Here is a 16,598-nt window from a genome sequence, read left to right on the forward strand (position 1 = left end):
TACGGCGTCACCCTGATCTTCGCCACACCCGTCCCGTCGGCGGACTCGCTGCCCCGCAAGGTCGCCAAGGTGCTGTCCAACCGGGCGTGCTTCGCGATCGGTGACCACCAGGGCAACGACGCGATCCTGGGCACCGGCAAGCACAAGGCGGGGATCTCCGCCACGACGCTGCGGCCGATGACCGTCGCCGCCGACGGCACCGTGGATCTCGGGGACCTCGGGACCGCGATGGCGTCCGGGTTCACGCCCGCCGACGGGTTGCTGCGCTGCTTCTACGTCCGTCGCGGTGACGGCGTCGACGACGTCACCCCCGTCGTCGAACGGGCCATGGCCCTGCTCGACACCCCACCGGCCGCCCTCACCGACGGGCCGGAGCAGGCGGAGAAGGTCGACTACCTCGCGGACGCCCGCACCGTGATCCGCGCCGCCGGACCCGATCCGATCATGCGGACTCAGGAAGTCCTGGCCGGTCTCGCCGCGCTGCGCCCCCAGCTCTACCGGGGGTGGACGTTCGAACGGCTCCGCAAGGAGCTCCCGGACTCCGCGCGCCCCTACAAGACCCGGGGGCAGATGTGCGTCAACGCGGACCGTCTCACCGCCGCGATGGCCGACCGGGACACCCCCGACCCCGCCGACGAGACAGCCAACGAGTTCGACACAGCGTGACCACCCGGGCGGGGGGACCCGTGAGGGACCCCCGAGGGACCGAGGGAGTTCTCCCTCGCCGACTCCCTCGCTGACTCCCTCGGTCCGGCACCACCGTCTAGCAGCGTGAACGACCCCGGGCTGCCCGCGGAGGGACCCGAGGGACCCACCCCCACACCAGCACCACCGAAGCCCCGAACACGGGATTGAGGCACCCACCCGTGCCTCCCTCCCCCCACCACACCCACTGGCAGTTACAGAGAGTGAGGAAGTCTGATGCCCAGGTTGTTCGGCCGCGACCCATCCAAGGAGAAGGTGACCGTCAAGCTTGACCCCGGGTCGCCGCGGCCCGAGTGGACGATGAACAGCGACCGGATCCGGCCCGGCCGCTGCCCCGACTGCGACGACTTCGGATCGATCGGGTTCGTCTTCGGGGACACCGCTGGCCGCGTCCCCTGCACCCACAGGCACCACCGGTCGGGTGGCCACTGATGGCTGCCAAGTGCCCCCGCTGCCGCGGGACGAAGTTCGTCGGCCGTGGCAAGGGTCGCAAGCCGTGTCCGGCCTGCACCGCCGGCGCCGTCGGTGACAAGGTCGTCGGCGCTGCGCAGCGGGCTGCCGACCGGATCGTCGGCCGGAGCTTGACCGTCGACGGTCGGACCACCACCAGTCGGACGAGCAGGTTCGGCACCGAGACGACCCGCACCCGCATGCCGAAGAAGCGCACCACCACGACCCGCACCCGCAAGACCGCCGCCGCACCGGCCGTGCCCGTCATGCCGGCGTGCGACCGGTGCGGCACCCGCGGCCCGCTCACCGTCACCAGCCGCGGCGCGTACTGCGCGACCGGCTGCACCCCCCGCTGATCCGCGAGACGGAGAACCCGCATGGCCGCTCACACCCACACCTGCTCGGACTGCGGTTCCAAGCTCACCGCCAGTTCCGCCGCCGAACTCGCCCAGCACAAGCAGACCCACCGGCAGGTCGTGCACGGCTCCCTGAACCGCTAGCGAACACCCGCACCACCCGGTGTGCCGCCCGGCGCCGGTCCACCCCTCACCCAACGCCTGTCCCTCGAAGGGGATGTCTCGTGAAGCACGCCCGTCTCAACCGCCGATTCCGCCGCTGGCCGCTCGTCCTGACCGTCGCGCTGGTCGCGTTCGTGGTCTACGCCGCCCGCCAGCCCACCCAGGCCGCCGCCACCGTCACCACCGTTGCCCGCGCTGGTGTCGACGTCGCCCAGGGCCTGGCCGCGTTCATCGACGCGCTCTGACCCCGACCCCTCCCACCCGCCTGCCCGGATGAAGGAGAACCCGTGGATTTGATCAACCGCCGCCGTACGGCCGACGACGCCGTCATCGCCGTGGGGGGCGTCCGCCTCGACCTCCTCATCGAAGCCGGTCGTCACCGCGAGCGTGACAGAGCCCTTCGTCTACAGGCCGCTGCGGAGAGCGCCGACCGGATGGAGCAGGTCTTCCCGGCCATGGACACCGTGACCGTGGACGGTGCCGACGTCGGGGTGCTGGAGCACTACGACGGTGGCGATGAACTCATCGCGTTCGTCCTGGCCGGTCACCTGACCACGCCGACCGCGCTGTCCGCCGTCCGTGCCTGGATCGACGGGCCCATGACCGCCCTGTGCGGCGCCAGCCCCTACGGCAACGGCCTCGGCAGCGAGGACCGGGTGTGGTCCCACGCCGCCGACCGCCTCAGCCACACCCGCATCCGTGTCGTCGCGTGGGAGGGCGAGGAGGCCTGGATGTGGGCCGACACCCCCACCGGCACGGGGATCCCGGTCACCGTCTACGACCTGCTGGCCTGACCGCCCTGCCACTTCACCCGCCGACCCACCCCGGAAGGACACCTGTCATGGCTGGAGAGACCGTCATCACGGTGGTCGGGAACCTGACCGCCGACCCGGAGCTGAAGTTCACCCCGAATGCGGTCGCGGTGGCCGGCTTCACCATCGCGTCCACCCCGCGCACCTTCGACCAGCAGTCCGGGAAGTGGGTCGACGGTGACCCGCTGTTCCTGCGCTGCTCGCTGTGGCGGCAGGCCGCCGAACACGTCACCGAGTCGCTGACCAAGGGCACCCGGGTCATCGTGACCGGACGTCTCAAGCAGCGCTCCTACGAGACCCGTGAGGGTGATAAGCGCACCGTTTTCGAGCTGGACGTCGACGAGATCGGCCCGTCCCTGAAGTTCGCCACCGCCCGGGTGAGCAGGGCCGCCCGCGGCACCGGCACCGGCACCACCGGACCTGCCGCTGGTGGTGGTGACCCGTGGTCCGCCCCGCCGTCCGGTGGCGATCTGGACGCGCCGCCGTTCTAGCCCCGCGCACTGATCCACCAGACGCGACGACCCACCCTAATCCCCACCGTGACAGGAACACCACGAGGAGGCGAGACGTGAACGCAGAGCACCGACGTCAGCTCAAAGGCATGGTCGCGGACCGCGAGTCGCAGGTCAGCAGTTGGAACGACGAACTGACCTGGCCCGAGACCACCTCGGAGCGAAAGGCGGAACTGGACGGCTCCATCCGGCACCTCAAGCGCGAGATCACCGGCCTACGCCGCGGCCTGGACTGACCATCTGCACGCGGAGGGCACCCGTGGTGCGGCAGGTCGGCCCCCGACGTGTCCGGCCAGACCTCACGAGGTCGGCCCGCCGCCACCACTTCACCCCTGGAAGGGACCTGCTCATCATGCCCGCAGTTCGTGCCCGTAGCGCACGCCCCCCGACCCCCACACCGACCCTGCCCGGCGAGATCGACCCACTCATCACCGCCGCCGTGAAGGCGTTCCGCGGCCTGACCCCGGCGGAGCGCGCGGCCGTGGCCGGACGCCACGGCGTCGGCACCAGCGACACGAAGGCCGAGAAGACCTGCCGGGGCTGCCAGTTCCGGTACCGCCGCGGCGCCGCCACCTGCCCGAGTGTCGTCTACCTGAACACCGGCAGCTACCCGAAGGCCATGGCCGCGATCCCGCCGACCACCACCAGCAGGCCGTGCCGGATCTGCCGCGTGCCGGTCACCGTCCCGGTGTCGACGTCGGCCGGTGACCGGCCGGTGTGCGACTCCTGCCAGGACCAGCCTCCGATGTTCAGCACCGATGAGGCCGGTCCGCCTGGCGGTGCGGCATGACCGTGGGGGAGTGGGTCCGCGGGCAGGTCGACGCCTGGCGCACGACGCCCCGCACGATCCTCGACACCGCCGGTCGGAGCGCGCCGAACCCCGCCTACGCCACCGCCGCCCGCGCCGCCAGTAGCGCGCTACGCACCCTTGCCGGTCATCTCGGCATCCCGCTGGACGAGGTGGGTCCGTGCGTGACCTGCCATGCCTACCACCACCGCTACGGCACGGGCGGCAGGCCCCTGTGCCAGGCCTGCCACGCCGCCGCGCTTGACCGGGTCCGACGTCGATACCGGCGGGCCGCGTGAGCGGCCGAACTGCCGAGCCTCCCGCGTTGACGGTGCTCTCCCTGGGGGCTGGTGTGCAGTCGACGACGCTGGCGCTTCTCGCTGCCGAAGGCACACTCCCGAAACCAGATGCGGCGATCTTCGCTGACACCGGCTGGGAACCCGCAAGGGTCTACCGCCACCTCGATCGGCTTGAAGGGGAGCTGACCGGCGCCGGTATCCCGCTGTACCGCGTCTCGAACGGCAATCTGCGCGAGCACACCCTGACCTCGCCGTCCGGACGTATCCGCCTGCCCGTCTTCACCGCGACTGCCGCGGGTGGTGGCGCACCAGCGGTCCGTGAGTGCACCCGTGAACACAAGATCCGGCCCATCACCCGGAAAGTCCGGGAACTGATCGGCTACCCGGGCCGTGCCCGGGTGCCTGGTGATGTGTGGGTGGAGCAGTGGATCGGCTTCTCCACGGATGAGATCCAGCGAGTGTCAGGCAAGTCTGACGCCCCCTACATCACCTCCCGCTATCCGCTGCTCGACCTCGACATGTCCCGGCGGGATTGCGTCCGCTGGCTGACTGCACGGGGATGGGCCGACACCCCGAAATCGGCGTGTATCGGCTGCCCGTTTCACGGCAACCGGGCGTGGCGGGAGATGCGTGACCAGCACCCCGACGAATTCGCCGACGCGGTGGAGGTCGACCGGGCCATGCGTGCCCGGACTGTTCGGGTGGGCCTCCGTGGAGAGCCGTACCTGCACCGATCGCTGCTCCCCCTCGACCAGGCGCCTATCGATCACGTGACCCGCACGGAATGGCGAGACCGGCAAGGCGACCTGCTCGACGAGCTCGCTGAGGACGGCGACCCGGACGGCTGCTCGCCCTACGGCTGCCGAAGCGGGCAAGCCGCATGACCACCAGCCCACCGCCGCGAGTGGCGATCCGGGTGCATGGCCAGCCCGCCGACGTCGCGGAGACCCTCACCGACCTGCGTGGCCTGTTCCCGGCGGCGCTCGTGAGCCGCGCCTACCCCGACCGGGCCGGTGGACGGGTCCGGATCTACCTCACCATCCCCCGACCACGACCGGAGGTGCCATGACCGTGCCGTGCGCGGATGGGACGGCAGTGCCGTCCCATCCGTCCCACCCTCAAACATGCAGGTCAACCGGGGTGCGGCTGGGACGGCGGGACGGATCGATCCGTCCCAACACCGTCGACCCCCGGCAGGCCGCTGCCGCAGACCTCATCGCCGCGGGCCGGCGGGTGTTCGTCCTGGGCCGGACCAAACGTCCGGTGGCGAACTGTCCGGCCTGCCAGGCGAGCAAGGGCGACCCGGGTCACGACCGGGAGACCTGCCCGTGCCTGACCTGCCACGGGTTCTACGCGGCCACTGACCAGGCTGACCGTGCCGCGGCCATGCTCGCCGCTGTCCCGGACGGTCTGCTCGCCATCCGCACCGGCGCCGTGTCCGGCCTGGCCGTGGTCGATATCGACCCGCGTAACGGCGGGCAGCTCGATCGGGAGCTGATGACCCCGACCGCGACGGTGGCCACCCCGGGCGGAGGCTGGCACCTCTACTACCAGCACCCCGGCCGGCCGCTGCCTGGGAAGCTGCCCGGCAGGGCCGGGGTCGACATCAAGACCGACGGCGGTCTGGTCGTCGCACCGCCGTCCACGCCGGCCGGTGCTGCCCGCGGCTACCGGTGGGTGGGTGACCACCCGGTGAATGAGATGCCCCCCGCCCTCATCGCCGCGTGCCTCACACCCACCAGCCCGCCCGCCACGCCCCGCCAGCCCGCCCACCCGACCCGCGTCCCACGATTTGGGGGAGGGGGCATCTCAGATCCGTCCGCGCTGCTCGCCGCGACCCTCGACACCGTCACCCGTGCCCCCGAAGGCCGCCGCCGCACCACCCTCTACGGCGCCGCGCGTGGGGTGGCCCGGATCGTCCTGGCCGGACACCTCACCGTCACCGACGCCGTCGCGGTGCTCACCGATGTCGGCCGGCGGGCCGAGCAGACCGACCGGGACATCCGCGCCGCCATCGCGGGTGGCTTCACCGCGGAAGGCCTCACCCCGTGACCGCCGACAGCGCCACGGCGCTGGACCGGCTACACGACGCGCTCACCCGGTACGTGATCCTCCCGACCCCCGAAGCGGTCGACGCCGTGGCCCTGTGGATAGCAGCCACCCACGCCCAACCCGCGTGGGCGCACGCCCCCCGGCTGGTCATCCGCGCCCCGGAGAAGCGATGCGGCAAGTCCCGCCTGTTGGACGTGGTCGAAGCGACCTGCCACAACCCGCTGATCACCGTCAACGCATCCACCGCGGCGGTGTACCGCAGCATCGACGAGGACCCGCCCACCCTGCTCGTGGACGAAGCAGACACGATCTTCGGCACGGCGCGGTCCGGTGACGCCAAGGAAGACCTACGTGGCCTGCTCAACGCCGGACACCAGCGCAACCGGCCCGCGATCCGGTGGGACCACACCACCCGCACGCGAGAAGTCCTGCCCACCTTCGCCATGGCCGCACTTGCCGGGATCGGCGCCATGCCCGACACCGTCGAAGACCGCGCGGTCATCATCCGCATGCGTCGCCGTGCCGCTGGCGAGACGGTGGCGCCGTACCGGCACCGCCGCGACCGGCCCGGACTGCGCAAACTCGCTGAGGAGCTGTCCGCCTGGCTGCGGCCCGCCCTCCCGGAGCTGGAGCAGGCCGAACCGGCCATGCCGGTCGACGACCGCGCCGCCGACACCTGGGAACCACTGATCGCCGTGGCCGACCACGCGGGTGGGGCGTGGCCCGACCGGGCCCGACGGGCACTCGCCGTCCTGCTCGCCGAGACCGCCGCCGCCGATGAGGACCCCTCGATCACCGTGCGGCTCCTGTGCGACACCCGCACCGCGTTCGGCACCGACACCGCCATCACCACCACCCGACTTCTCACCCTCCTCAACGCCGACGTCGAAGCCCCCTGGGCCGACATGGGGCCCGGTGGTCTTACCGCCCGCCGCCTGGCCGCGCTGCTACGCGAGTACGGCATCCACAGCCGCAACATCCGCCCCGACAACGGCGAGCAGGCCAAGGGCTACGAACGCGCCGTGTTCACCGACGCCTGGCGCCGCTACTGCCCACCCCCCACCGACCCGCCTGACGGACCCGACGACCACCCCGCCTGGCCGTGGGACGGATCGATCCGTCCCGCCGTCCCAACCACACCCCCTCCCACCAGCACCGATGACGTTGGGACGGATGGGACGGCACCCACCCACCAGCCCGCCGCCGCATGACACCGACCCCCGGCGGACCACTCCCCAGCGCCCCGCCGGGGGCACCTGCCCTCATCCACTCGAAGCGAAGGAAGGCACCCCCATCGTGACCCAACCCCTCACCAGCCCACAGACGGACGGTGTGGTCCTTGCGATACCCACCCGCCACCGAGCGTCTACGCGACCAACCTCCGGCGCGACCCCACCGGCGCCGTTGGGCGACATCCTGACCGTGGAGCAGGCGGCCGACCGGATGAACATGAGCGTCCGGTACGTGCGTCGACTGGTCGCCGAACGGCGAATTGCGTTCCACCGCATCGGCCGATCGGTCCGCCTCGCGGCGACGGACGTGGACGCGCACGTTTCCGCCGGCCGCGTCGAACCCCTCACCGAATCCGAGGTTTGGCGCGACATGAGGAGCGTCAGCTGATGGCCGCGCGCCGCCGATTCGGCAGCATCCGCCGCCGGGAATCCGGCCGGTACCAGGTCCGGTATCCCGGGCCGGACGGCCTCCCCCGCAACGCACCCGAGACCTTCGCGCGCAAGAGCGAAGCGGAGCGATACCTGACCCTCGTGGAGAGCCAGATGCTGCGGGGGGAATGGATCGACCCGGAGCGGGGAAAAGTGACGCTCACCGACTACGCCACCCGTTGGATTGCCGAGCGTCCGAACCTCAGGCCGCGCACGATAGGCCTGTATTCGGGACTCCTCACGCGCCACATCGTGCCGCACATTGGGGGTATTACGATCGGCAAGCTCACCACCCCGATCATCCGCGAGTGGCGGACGAGGCTCCTCGAATCCGGTGTGTCCGTAGGCACAGCGGCGAAGGCATACCGGCTGCTGCGCGCCGTGCTCATGACGGCCGTCCGCGAGGATGAGCTGATCAGGACCAACCCGTGCCGGATTCCCGGGGCCGACCGGGAGAATGCTCCTGAGCGTCCGGTCCTGACCGTTCCACAGGTGTTCGCTCTCGCCGATAAATTGGGCGGCCGATACCGGGCGCTCGTGCTCGTGACCACCTTCGCGTCGCTGCGGTGGGGTGAGGTGGCCGCGCTTCAGCGACGCGACCTCGACACCGAGAGCGGCGTCGTGAGCGTCCGGCAGTCCCTCGTTGAGATTCGCGGCCAAGGGCCCACGATCGGCCCGCCCAAATCCCGCGCCGGTGTCCGTTCGGTGTCGCTCCCCGCGGCGATTCTGCCGTGGCTTCGGACCCACCTCGCCGAGTATGTGGCAGACGATCCGGCAGCGTTCGTGTTCACGGGGCCGAAGGGTGGATTCCTGCGGCGCGGCAACTTCCGGAAGCTCGTGGGGTGGTCGGATGCGGTTGCCGCCATCGGTGTGCCGAACCTGCACTTTCATGACTTGCGTCACACCGGCAACACGCTGGCGTCCCGCACGGGTGCGAGCCTCCGGGACCTGATGACGCGCATGGGGCACGACTCGCCCCGCGCGGCGCTCATCTACCAACACGCGTCCACCGAGGCCGACGCGGCCATCGCGGACGCCCTGAGCGCACTCCTGGCCACACAGCAGCGTGGCGCGACACCTCCCGCGCCACGCCCGGACGACGACCCCGACGACGGAGCTGAGGGGGTTCTCGTACCGGCCTAGTGGCCCGTGGATGGCCCGACACCCGGTGTCGATCAACCGCGCGTGCTCCCTCCCTGCCCGGGGCAACGCCCTGGTCAGGGAGGGAGCGGCGGAGCGGGTGACCGGGATCGAACCGGCATGGCCAGCTTGGAAGGTTGATCCAAAGGTTGGATCAGGCCGCCCGACTCGGGACCGCGCGGCCCCGAGTGGCCCCGAGTGACCCCGTCTCGCCGCGACTACTGGCCCGCCGGTGGCCGGCACCCGGATCTCTCCAGGAGCCCCGTGGCGCCCCCCAGGCACCCGCTAGCGCCACAGTCGCGGCGGGGTCGCTGCCGTGGGCGTCCCGTAGTCGTCGATGAGTGCGTGGGGCAGCAAGGAGTCGGCCATGATGTTGATCCGTGGATGGCTCATGACGGGAGCTAGGCTGAGTGCGACGACCGACTTGGGAGGGAGAGCTAATGTCAGCGGAATCAGTTGAGCGCGTCGGCTCCGCAACAATCGCCGATCATTTCCGTAAAGAAATCGAACTAGGAAACCTTTCTCCTGGTCAAAGACTGCCTACGATTAGAGACATAGCGAAAGATTGGGGGGTCTCGCGTCCCACCGCAGACAAGGCTATAGCGATTCTCCAGATGGAGAATCTTGTTCGGACTGCGGGGCGAGGTGGGACGACGGTATGCGGTGACGAAGATCGGGTTGATTCGGCGCTACTAGTCGAAGTTGATGAAGATCTGGAGATCTCATCCACCGAGATTATTACGGCATCGGAGAGTGTTGCGCGTCAGCTCAACGTCGCTGCTGGAGGGTCAATTCTAGTCGTTCGTCTGCGCAGGAAGGCTCGCGACGTCGCGTAGGTTGTCGAGATAATCGCGTACCTCGGCATTGTCGGGATGGCGCTCTTGCAGGACAGTCGAAAGCTCGCGCGAACACATGAGGAGCGATGGTATCGACTGACGATCGCCCTGCAGCGCCCTTTGTCCGTACGCGACGGCTTGGTCTACATCATCTTGACGCGCGGCGACGACGCCGAGCGTTATCCTGGCCTCTGCATTTCGCATTGGGGACCGCTCGCGTCCGCTAAAATCGGTCCCGGCTTCGATTACATGGCGGGCATAGGTCTCCGCCAGGCGATCTTCGCCAAGGATGCGGTAGCAGTCCATGGCGTAGAAATCGAACTTCGCAGGGTCGACCACGAAGTGGTTTTCAATGTTGTCGGGGTATGGCAGCTTCTCAAGCATCGATCGCCCCTGATCAAGGGCGACTTCCACTTGACGCCGGTCCCCAATTCTCGCCCAAGCTTTCGCCCGTTGGGCTGCCAGCTGTACCGCTACCCCAGAGTTCGGCGCCACGTGTTGCCCCGCCTCACCTGCGACAATGGTTCCGCGATAATCGCCTTGAGTTAGGCAATACCAGGCCTGCATCTCGTGCGCCCACCCAGAGATTTCCGCCTGCCCCGCTTCATTGCCGAGCGACATTGCCGCCCTTCGGGTGGCCTCGGCTCCCCTCTTGTCCCCTAGGTCGTACTCCACGCAGCCAACCAGAAGTGCTAGCCAGCCTGCCTGCATCAGCAGTTCCCGGTGCTGCGCGAGCGTCAGTCGTTGGTCTAGGAGGCCAGTAATCCGGCCGAGCCAGGCGCGCCCTTCTACCTGGAGCTGAAGTGACGGCGACGAGGCATATTCGCAGCACAGTCGCTCGGTTGTGATTGCCAAAGCATCTAGCGTTCCCTGTCCAAGATCGGACATTCTCATTCGAGAGACGATCTCAAGCGTGCCCATTCCCGTGGCTGCCAAAAGATCCTCCTCGGACGAAGGTGCTTTCGGTGCTGGAAATAGTGCACCGGTCACCGTACCGAATGTTTTTGCGAGTAGCGGCTTGTAGAAGTCGTCCGGGACGGTTTCCCCTGCCTCCCAGCGCTTCCAGTTGCGAACCAGATTGCTGTCGCTGGTCAGTGCCGTGGCACCCGCGTGGCCGCGCAAAGCACGAACGGCGTCTGCTTGAGACCAGCCTCGGGCGTCGCGTTCCTCGCGGAGTCTCCGAGCCCACGCGGGACGTTGACCGTCGGTACTCGAGTCGTTGGCCACGGAAGCCTCCCTCTCTTGAGCGGTTCGCCTACGAGTGTGAGGCCTCCGCTTGAGGCCGAGTAGTGACGGTTTGTGGGGACACGCCCTGTCCCCACACTCGTCCCCACGGTGTCACCGACCTGTCACCTTACGTAACGATTCGTCCTGTCTCACTGTGGTGACGCGGCCGGTTGCGGAACGGCTTGACATACGGCCTAGGCCAAAGCAATATGGCCTACATCGAAAGCGGACCCCGGTGCCGAAGCCGCCAAGCACCGCACCGGGGTCCGGAGTCCCACCGTGAGGAGAGAACTCGTATGAAGCATGCCCTGCCCCGCCCGCTGGCGGGTGATGACGGTAACAGCCGTCCGTGGCCGACGCTGCCGGGTGACAAGGAGCCGTCGCGGGACTCGTGGACGGTGATCCTCGATGGGACGTCGGGTAAGGGCGGTGGCCGATGAGCGCCGCGCTGGGTCCGGTGGATCCGTCGGAGGTCGCGGCGCAGACTGACGCGCTGCGGGCTGGCATTGCGCTGCTGGCGGTCGTGAACGGCGCGGTTCCGCTGCTGTTGACCACGGCCCGTCCGGCCGTCGGTCTGGTTGTCACTCTCGACTTGCCGTTCTCCTCCTTGTCTCTTCGTGAGCAAGACGAGCAGAGGTTGGCGGGGATGCAGGTCCTGAGCGAGGTCCTGGGGCGTCCCCTGGTTCCAAGGGCGATCACCGACTACCTGTCGCTGCACATCGACTTGGTTCTGTTCGATGTGCGTGTCGCGTTGCACGCAGTGGTCCGCGATCCCGATGTGCGGGCCGCGGCCCGCCAGGTCGCCGCTCCGGTCGTGCCGGGGGTGGAGGCATGAGCCGCCAGGTCGTGGACTTCGACGTGCTGGTGGGTCCGACCGCCGGCGAGCTGGCCGCGATCGAAGCGGAATGGCCGCTGATCGCTGCCGGGATCGCGGTTGTTGGCGCCGAGGCCGCGATCGCCGCCGGTGACCACAGCGAGATCGCGGCCCGCCGCCTGGCCGCGGCCCGTCAGCACCACGCCACCGTCGCGGCTGGCTTCGCTCCGACCGGCCCGGACACCCACCGGCCGATCACCTCCCCCCGCCCGCTCCGCACGGTCCGGCCCGCGTTCGACGCGCGCCGGACCGCCTGACCGGCCCGGGGTGTGTGGCGATGACAACCACCGATGCCGGGGCGACCTGGCACCGCCTCGACACCGACGACGGGCTGTATCGGACGGCTCACCGCCCACCCGTCCACCTGCTCGCCCCGGCGGGCATCTCCACGCGAGACGTCGCGGCCCTCACCGAAACGCAGTGGCGCGACCTGGTCTGCATGCATGAGGCCGGCCACTTCGTCATCGGTCAACGGCTCGGCCTGCCCGCGATCTGCGCGGAAGTAGCCATCAGCGCCGATGAGGACCGGGGACAGGTCCGGTTCGGTCCGTGGGAAGACGGTACGAACTGGGTCGACGTCGCCGTGATGAACGCGGCGGGCCAGCAGGCCGCGATGATGTGGCTGCACCAGTCCGGGCTTTACACCCCGGCCCGCGGGTGGGTCGCGGAGATGGCCGGCATGCGTGACCGGACGGGGACGGTAGCCGCATCCGCGCTCCCGCTGTCGGTCCACACGAATGACCCGACCGCCTGGCATGACTGGCGCCAGCTGTGCGCCACCGCCCGCCGCTTGCTGGACGAGTGCTGGCCGACGGTGACCGCTGTCGCCGCCGCCCTGGCCGACCGAGGACACCTCACCGCAGACGATCTCCACACCATCGCCCGTCACGCCCCGCTGGGGGTGTGGTCATGAGCTTCGCGGAGCAGCGCCGCGCAGACCGGGCCGCGACCCGGGAGCAGCGCCGCGCAGACCGGGCCGCGACCCGGGAGCAGGACCGCGCAGACCTGGCTGCCGCCCGGGAGCAGGACCGTGCGGATCTGGCAGCTCGGGACGCGCGTAAGCGTGAGGACCGTGCCGACCGGGACGCCGCCCGGGCCATCCGGCAGGCCGCCGCAGAGAAGCGGAAGGCCCAGCGTGCCACCTGGCGGTCCGACCACGCAGTAGAGCTGCTGATCTACCCGCTGGCTGCGGTGTCCGCGGTGATGGCGATCCCCGCTATGGCGATCTACGGCTACCACCTGTACGGCAACGCCACCGGCGCCGTACTACCCGCTCTTAGCGAGCTGGGGGTGTGGGCGTTCGCGATGGCCATCACGACGTCGCGGCGCCGGTACCCCGCCCGGCCGACGCTCATGCTCACCGCCGGCGTCGTGATCTTCGGTGCGGTGGCGTTCGGTTTGAACTTCGCCCACGGCGCGCAGCGCAGCATCGTCACCGGCGCGGTGATGGCCGTCGTGTCGATCTCCGGTGTCGTGGCGCATCAGCTCGCCGTCGCCACCCCGCCACGGTCCCGCGCGGAACGTGCTCAGGCCCGGATCGACCGTGCGGCGCAACGCCGTATCGACAAGGCCCGCCGCATCGCGGCAAGCAACGCCGTGGTGGAACTCGCCGCGGACGGCACCGCACATCTCGTCTACACCCCCGGCCTGTACACCCCGGACCGGAGCACGCTCCACCCCGCCGAACCCGCCCCAACCAACACCCCCGACCAGCCTGCCGAAAGTGCCCCGCCAGCCCCCGCCGATGTGGCACCGAGTTCGACCCCTGACCAGCCCGAACAGCCCGCCGCGCCGCGGTCCGTCCGGACTACGCGGACCGCGCCGAAGCCCCGTGCGGACAAGGGCACCCGCGTGCCCCCGACCGCACGACGCAAGGCACCTCCGAAGCGCACCGATGACGAGCTACTCGCCGCGCTCGACGCAATGGGCGACGCGGTCGACTCGCAGTCGATCCGCCGCACCGCGGCCGACCTCGGCATCGGCGAGACCCGCACCAAGCGGCTGTTGGCCGCGCACGCCGCACGGCGCACGCCCGGCCTGTCCGTCGTCCCCGACGACGTCGCGTCCTGACCAGCGAACGCCGACAGGCACGACCCGCACACCTCCCGAAAGGACCCGACCATGGCCCGCTCCCCGCGCCGTCAGACCCGCTCCCGTGTCCGGGCCCAGCAGACCGCGCTCACCCGCACCCTGACCGGTCTGACCCTGTCCGGCCACGACGCCGCCGGTGACCTGATCGCCGACCAGCTCGACCTGATCCGCCCCCGCTACCGCCGCACCCCGTAGCCACGCCCGGTGCGCGGCGTCTCTCTCGCCAAAGGTCGCCGCCGCGCACCGACCCCAACCGCGCACACCAGCACGCAGGAGGAGCCCCCATCATGACGCCGCCAGGCCGCACCACGGCACCCCCCGGGACCGAACCCCACCACCGCGACCACACCGCCCGTTCCCGCCGCCTGCTCGACGGCGCCACCGCCCGGACCTTCGCCAGGCCGCTGATTCCCGACGCCGGGGGTGTGTCGTGACCGGCACGTCGGACCTGCCGCGGGGACTGGTGGACGCGGTTCTCGCCCGTTACGGCGGGGTGGCGGTAGGCCGACTGGTGATCGTGCTGGCGCTGTTCCTGCTCGCGCACTCAGTCCGGACCGGACTGCTGTTCGGCGCGCGGGTGCTGCACGCGGCGATGTGCCGCGCGGACACCTACGTCACCACCCACACGCTGACCGCCGGACAGGGGGCGTCCGATGCCGCCCGGTGAGCACCCGCGGACCCGCGCCGAGCAGGTGGCGGACTGGATCGGCTGGCATCTGGCCGAACTGCTCGCTGTCGGGGTGCCGCTGTTCCTGGCCGCGACGGTCGCGGTGTGGCTGATCGGCCTGTCCGCTCTCGCTGGTGCGGTGTGGGCCGCCGCGGAGATCCGCGCGGCCCGCGCCGCCCGCCCGGAGCTGGACGCCACGCCCGCCGCCAGACCGCAGCTGTCCGAGCGTCCTGCTCACCACCCCACGCCGGCCCGCCCGGTCGGCACCGAGGCCGATGACCGGCCCGAGCTGTACGGAGACCCCTCATGACCCCCAGCGACATCCCGCCCGACCTGGACGACACCGACGGCGAGCAGGAGTTGGCGACGGTCCACCACCTGCCCGCCGCTCGCCCCGCCCTCGAAGGGGAGGTGATGACCGTTGAGGAATGGCGGGAGGTCTCCCAACGCCAGCGGGCCGCGTTGCGCCGCGACATCTACACCGCTGACGCCCGGCTGGTCTTCCGCAGGAGCAAGGACGTCGCCACGAACCCGCGCACCACGACCGGCGCCAAGTTGGTCGCCCGGAACCTGTGGTACCCGGTCGCAGGTGCCAGTGTGGCCTACCGCAGGTGGCAGGACTCCCACGGGGCGTCGCGGTACGAGCGGCAGATGCGCCGCGCGGAGATCGCGGGGGATCAGGAGAGCCTGCGGGAGTGGGAGGCCCGCGACGTCGCGGAGAAGGCACGCCGCCACGCCCGCGTCATGGACTGGGTCCGCTCGCCCGTCGTCCTGGTCCGGGCCGCCGCGGCGGGGCTGGTCGGGTTCACCGCGCTGCTGCTCACGCTCGGTGTGGTCCTCGCGCTGGGCCACCATGACCCCGGCTACGTCCTGGCCCCGATCGTCGGGGTGATCGACCTGGTCACGTTCGTGTGCTGGTTCCTCGCCGTCTACGGCGCCACCTTCCTGCTCGCCGCCACCGGCGGTGCGGCGGCCTGGCTGTGGCATCTGGGCCGGTCCCGTTCCGAGCTACCCGCCTGGGTGTCCGCGCCGACAGCCGACGGCGGAGGCCGGGACGTGGTTCCGGACGAGCGGGCGATCACGAACGCGCTGCGGAACCTGAACCTGCCGGCGCTGAACCGGAAGTTCCGCGAGGGCTGGACACCGCGGTGGATCGACCCGCCCGTCTACGACGGCAAGGGCTGGCACGCCCGGCTCCTGCTCCCCGAAGCCGTCCCCGTGGAGATGATCGTCAACAGCAAGCCCGTGCTCGCCCACAACCTGCTCCGCCTCCCAGTGGAGGTGTGGCCGACCGAACCCCGCGACGCCCCCGGCGTGCTGGACCTGTGGATCGCCGACCAGGGCAGCCTGACCAAACCGGTGGCGCCGTGGCCGCTGCTCACCACCGGGGGCGCTGACTACTTCAAGGGCGTGCCGGTGGGGGTCGACCCGCGCGGGAACGTCGTGCTCGGCCGGCTGTTCCAAGCCAACTGGGGTGTCGCCGGGATGATGGGCTCCGGCAAGTCGACGCTGATCATCACCGCGTTGTTGGGTGCGATCCTCGACCCGCTCGTGGACGTCGACGTCTACTGCATGGCCGTCAACGCCGACTACGACCCGCTGCGACCCCGGCTGCGGACCTTGTTCGTCTCCGACGACCCGGACGAGATCCCGACCGTGCTCGGCGCCCTCAAGCAGCTCATGTCCGAGCTGTCCGAACGCGGACGGAAGCTCTCCGCCGCCGGTGAGCCGAAGCTCACCCGGGCCCTGGCCGAAGCCGATCCGAGCATGCGACCCCGGGTCGTGGTGATCGACGAGTGTCAGGAGCTGTTCGTCTCCGATGTCGGCGAGGAGGCCGCCGAGCTGATCGAGAAGATCGTGGCGAAGGCCCGCAAGTACGGCGTCACCCTGATCTTCGCCACACCCGTCCCGTCGGCGGACTCGCTGCCCCGCAAGGTCGCCAAGGTGCTGTCCAACCGGGCGTGCTT

Annotated in this window: 27 protein-coding genes and 1 pseudogene; 27 read left to right on the forward strand and 1 reads right to left on the reverse strand. The window is 70.3% G+C overall.

What is annotated here, in order from left to right; translation table 11 throughout:
* From AWX74_RS40560 to AWX74_RS42770, 17 genes and pseudogenes are all read left to right on the forward strand, one after another.
* Window positions 1-666, forward strand: a pseudogene (locus tag AWX74_RS40560) (hypothetical protein); the annotation flags it as partial.
* A 255-nt stretch (window positions 667-921) separates the two neighbouring features.
* Complete coding sequence (locus AWX74_RS37895; protein WP_091287043.1) at window positions 922-1,137, forward strand: hypothetical protein; 216 nt, start codon at window positions 922-924, stop codon at window positions 1,135-1,137.
* On the forward strand, window positions 1,137-1,511 hold the full coding sequence (locus AWX74_RS37900) for a hypothetical protein (RefSeq protein ID WP_091287046.1): 375 nt from the start codon (window positions 1,137-1,139) through the stop codon (window positions 1,509-1,511). Before AWX74_RS37895 ends, AWX74_RS37900 begins: the two co-directional genes overlap by 1 nt.
* A gap of 21 nt (window positions 1,512-1,532) precedes the next feature.
* Complete coding sequence (locus tag AWX74_RS42230) at window positions 1,533-1,655, forward strand: hypothetical protein (RefSeq protein ID WP_278184689.1); 123 nt, start codon at window positions 1,533-1,535, stop codon at window positions 1,653-1,655.
* Window positions 1,656-1,735: 80 nt separating this feature from the next.
* Window positions 1,736-1,918 carry a hypothetical protein gene (locus AWX74_RS37905; RefSeq protein ID WP_091287050.1) on the forward strand — a complete coding sequence of 61 codons (183 nt, stop codon included), beginning with the start codon at window positions 1,736-1,738 and terminating at the stop codon, window positions 1,916-1,918.
* Window positions 1,919-1,960: 42 nt separating this feature from the next.
* Window positions 1,961-2,467 carry a hypothetical protein gene (locus AWX74_RS37910; protein WP_091287055.1) on the forward strand — a complete coding sequence of 169 codons (507 nt, stop codon included), beginning with the start codon at window positions 1,961-1,963 and terminating at the stop codon, window positions 2,465-2,467.
* Window positions 2,468-2,514: 47 nt separating this feature from the next.
* Window positions 2,515-2,976 (forward strand): single-stranded DNA-binding protein, encoded by a 462-nt coding sequence (locus AWX74_RS37915; RefSeq protein ID WP_091287059.1) that lies wholly within the window; start codon window positions 2,515-2,517, stop codon window positions 2,974-2,976.
* A gap of 77 nt (window positions 2,977-3,053) precedes the next feature.
* Entirely contained in the window at window positions 3,054-3,233 is a 180-nt protein-coding gene (locus tag AWX74_RS39750) for a hypothetical protein (RefSeq protein WP_131799655.1), read from the forward strand.
* A gap of 116 nt (window positions 3,234-3,349) precedes the next feature.
* Window positions 3,350-3,787, forward strand: a complete 438-nt coding sequence (locus AWX74_RS37920; protein ID WP_131799656.1) for a hypothetical protein — start codon at window positions 3,350-3,352, stop codon at window positions 3,785-3,787.
* Window positions 3,784-4,083, forward strand: a complete 300-nt coding sequence (locus AWX74_RS37925) for a hypothetical protein (protein WP_091287066.1) — start codon at window positions 3,784-3,786, stop codon at window positions 4,081-4,083. Before AWX74_RS37920 ends, AWX74_RS37925 begins: the two co-directional genes overlap by 4 nt.
* Window positions 4,080-4,967 (forward strand): adenine nucleotide alpha hydrolase family protein, encoded by an 888-nt coding sequence (locus AWX74_RS37930; RefSeq protein WP_207550504.1) that lies wholly within the window; start codon window positions 4,080-4,082, stop codon window positions 4,965-4,967. The genes AWX74_RS37925 and AWX74_RS37930 overlap by 4 nt, the downstream gene beginning before the upstream one ends.
* Window positions 4,964-5,152, forward strand: a complete 189-nt coding sequence (locus AWX74_RS39755) for a hypothetical protein (RefSeq protein ID WP_131799657.1) — start codon at window positions 4,964-4,966, stop codon at window positions 5,150-5,152. Before AWX74_RS37930 ends, AWX74_RS39755 begins: the two co-directional genes overlap by 4 nt.
* A 71-nt stretch (window positions 5,153-5,223) precedes the next feature.
* Entirely contained in the window at window positions 5,224-6,135 is a 912-nt protein-coding gene (locus tag AWX74_RS37935; protein WP_242666607.1) for a bifunctional DNA primase/polymerase, read from the forward strand.
* On the forward strand, window positions 6,132-7,346 hold the full coding sequence (locus AWX74_RS37940; RefSeq protein WP_091287073.1) for a DUF3631 domain-containing protein: 1,215 nt from the start codon (window positions 6,132-6,134) through the stop codon (window positions 7,344-7,346). The genes AWX74_RS37935 and AWX74_RS37940 overlap by 4 nt, the downstream gene beginning before the upstream one ends.
* Window positions 7,347-7,539: 193 nt before the next feature.
* Window positions 7,540-7,755: an excisionase family DNA-binding protein gene (locus tag AWX74_RS41035; protein ID WP_207550505.1), complete on the forward strand. Its 216-nt coding sequence runs from the start codon at window positions 7,540-7,542 to the stop codon at window positions 7,753-7,755.
* The gene (locus tag AWX74_RS37950; protein ID WP_091287081.1) at window positions 7,755-8,939 is read left to right on the forward strand and encodes a tyrosine-type recombinase/integrase; all 1,185 of its coding nucleotides are present in this window, start codon (window positions 7,755-7,757) and stop codon (window positions 8,937-8,939) included. The genes AWX74_RS41035 and AWX74_RS37950 overlap by 1 nt, the downstream gene beginning before the upstream one ends.
* Before the next feature lie 437 nt (window positions 8,940-9,376).
* Window positions 9,377-9,772 (forward strand): GntR family transcriptional regulator, encoded by a 396-nt coding sequence (locus tag AWX74_RS42770; RefSeq protein WP_091287084.1) that lies wholly within the window; start codon window positions 9,377-9,379, stop codon window positions 9,770-9,772.
* On the opposite strand, the gene AWX74_RS37960 is transcribed toward AWX74_RS42770, so the two are convergent.
* A complete protein-coding gene (locus AWX74_RS37960) occupies window positions 9,731-10,999 on the reverse strand; it encodes a helix-turn-helix domain-containing protein (protein ID WP_242666609.1) in 1,269 nt (422 codons plus the stop codon). The genes AWX74_RS42770 and AWX74_RS37960 overlap by 42 nt on opposite strands.
* A 296-nt stretch (window positions 11,000-11,295) precedes the next feature.
* Between AWX74_RS37960 and AWX74_RS40565 the strand changes: the two genes are divergently transcribed.
* The 10 genes from AWX74_RS40565 to AWX74_RS37995 all read left to right on the forward strand — a co-directional run.
* On the forward strand, window positions 11,296-11,439 hold the full coding sequence (locus tag AWX74_RS40565; protein ID WP_006539051.1) for a hypothetical protein: 144 nt from the start codon (window positions 11,296-11,298) through the stop codon (window positions 11,437-11,439).
* Entirely contained in the window at window positions 11,436-11,834 is a 399-nt protein-coding gene (locus AWX74_RS37965; protein ID WP_091287090.1) for a hypothetical protein, read from the forward strand. Before AWX74_RS40565 ends, AWX74_RS37965 begins: the two co-directional genes overlap by 4 nt.
* Window positions 11,831-12,130: a DUF6284 family protein gene (locus AWX74_RS37970; protein ID WP_091287094.1), complete on the forward strand. Its 300-nt coding sequence runs from the start codon at window positions 11,831-11,833 to the stop codon at window positions 12,128-12,130. The genes AWX74_RS37965 and AWX74_RS37970 overlap by 4 nt, the downstream gene beginning before the upstream one ends.
* Window positions 12,131-12,150: 20 nt before the next feature.
* Entirely contained in the window at window positions 12,151-12,786 is a 636-nt protein-coding gene (locus AWX74_RS37975) for a hypothetical protein (RefSeq protein WP_091287098.1), read from the forward strand.
* Window positions 12,783-13,943, forward strand: a complete 1,161-nt coding sequence (locus AWX74_RS37980; protein WP_091287101.1) for a hypothetical protein — start codon at window positions 12,783-12,785, stop codon at window positions 13,941-13,943. The genes AWX74_RS37975 and AWX74_RS37980 overlap by 4 nt, the downstream gene beginning before the upstream one ends.
* 51 nt (window positions 13,944-13,994) lie before the next feature.
* Window positions 13,995-14,159, forward strand: coding sequence for a hypothetical protein (locus AWX74_RS40570; RefSeq protein ID WP_165615970.1), 165 nt, complete (start codon window positions 13,995-13,997; stop codon window positions 14,157-14,159).
* Between the two features lie 92 nt (window positions 14,160-14,251).
* Window positions 14,252-14,398: a hypothetical protein gene (locus tag AWX74_RS40575; protein WP_165615971.1), complete on the forward strand. Its 147-nt coding sequence runs from the start codon at window positions 14,252-14,254 to the stop codon at window positions 14,396-14,398.
* Window positions 14,395-14,631: a hypothetical protein gene (locus tag AWX74_RS37985; protein ID WP_091287106.1), complete on the forward strand. Its 237-nt coding sequence runs from the start codon at window positions 14,395-14,397 to the stop codon at window positions 14,629-14,631. Before AWX74_RS40575 ends, AWX74_RS37985 begins: the two co-directional genes overlap by 4 nt.
* Entirely contained in the window at window positions 14,618-14,941 is a 324-nt protein-coding gene (locus AWX74_RS37990) for a hypothetical protein (RefSeq protein WP_091287110.1), read from the forward strand. The genes AWX74_RS37985 and AWX74_RS37990 overlap by 14 nt, the downstream gene beginning before the upstream one ends.
* The coding region (locus tag AWX74_RS37995) for an FtsK/SpoIIIE domain-containing protein (RefSeq protein WP_091287112.1) at window positions 14,938-16,598 on the forward strand (1,661 nt) is incomplete at its 3' end. The genes AWX74_RS37990 and AWX74_RS37995, both read left to right, overlap by 4 nt.

Source organism: Parafrankia irregularis, assembly GCF_001536285.1.
GTDB classification, from domain to species: Bacteria; Actinomycetota; Actinomycetes; order Frankiales; family Frankiaceae; genus Parafrankia; species Parafrankia irregularis.

What these genes read in the sequence shown, in the direction of transcription:
- AWX74_RS42770 (WP_091287084.1), top strand. Translation starts at nt 9,377, where the DNA reads ATGTCAGCGGAATCAGTTGAGCGCGTCGGCTCCGCAACAATCGCCGAT.
- AWX74_RS42230 (WP_278184689.1), top strand. Translation starts at nt 1,533, where the DNA reads ATGGCCGCTCACACCCACACCTGCTCGGACTGCGGTTCCAAGCTCACC.
- AWX74_RS40575 (WP_165615971.1), top strand. Translation starts at nt 14,252, where the DNA reads ATGACGCCGCCAGGCCGCACCACGGCACCCCCCGGGACCGAACCCCAC.
- AWX74_RS37975 (WP_091287098.1), top strand. Translation starts at nt 12,151, where the DNA reads ATGACAACCACCGATGCCGGGGCGACCTGGCACCGCCTCGACACCGAC.
- AWX74_RS39755 (WP_131799657.1), top strand. Translation starts at nt 4,964, where the DNA reads ATGACCACCAGCCCACCGCCGCGAGTGGCGATCCGGGTGCATGGCCAG.
- AWX74_RS37895 (WP_091287043.1), top strand. Translation starts at nt 922, where the DNA reads ATGCCCAGGTTGTTCGGCCGCGACCCATCCAAGGAGAAGGTGACCGTC.
- AWX74_RS37900 (WP_091287046.1), top strand. Translation starts at nt 1,137, where the DNA reads ATGGCTGCCAAGTGCCCCCGCTGCCGCGGGACGAAGTTCGTCGGCCGT.
- AWX74_RS40570 (WP_165615970.1), top strand. Translation starts at nt 13,995, where the DNA reads ATGGCCCGCTCCCCGCGCCGTCAGACCCGCTCCCGTGTCCGGGCCCAG.
- AWX74_RS37970 (WP_091287094.1), top strand. Translation starts at nt 11,831, where the DNA reads ATGAGCCGCCAGGTCGTGGACTTCGACGTGCTGGTGGGTCCGACCGCC.
- AWX74_RS37920 (WP_131799656.1), top strand. Translation starts at nt 3,350, where the DNA reads ATGCCCGCAGTTCGTGCCCGTAGCGCACGCCCCCCGACCCCCACACCG.
- AWX74_RS37980 (WP_091287101.1), top strand. Translation starts at nt 12,783, where the DNA reads ATGAGCTTCGCGGAGCAGCGCCGCGCAGACCGGGCCGCGACCCGGGAG.
- AWX74_RS37925 (WP_091287066.1), top strand. Translation starts at nt 3,784, where the DNA reads ATGACCGTGGGGGAGTGGGTCCGCGGGCAGGTCGACGCCTGGCGCACG.
- AWX74_RS37965 (WP_091287090.1), top strand. Translation starts at nt 11,436, where the DNA reads ATGAGCGCCGCGCTGGGTCCGGTGGATCCGTCGGAGGTCGCGGCGCAG.
- AWX74_RS40565 (WP_006539051.1), top strand. Translation starts at nt 11,296, where the DNA reads ATGAAGCATGCCCTGCCCCGCCCGCTGGCGGGTGATGACGGTAACAGC.
- AWX74_RS37990 (WP_091287110.1), top strand. Translation starts at nt 14,618, where the DNA reads ATGCCGCCCGGTGAGCACCCGCGGACCCGCGCCGAGCAGGTGGCGGAC.
- AWX74_RS37915 (WP_091287059.1), top strand. Translation starts at nt 2,515, where the DNA reads ATGGCTGGAGAGACCGTCATCACGGTGGTCGGGAACCTGACCGCCGAC.
- AWX74_RS37950 (WP_091287081.1), top strand. Translation starts at nt 7,755, where the DNA reads ATGGCCGCGCGCCGCCGATTCGGCAGCATCCGCCGCCGGGAATCCGGC.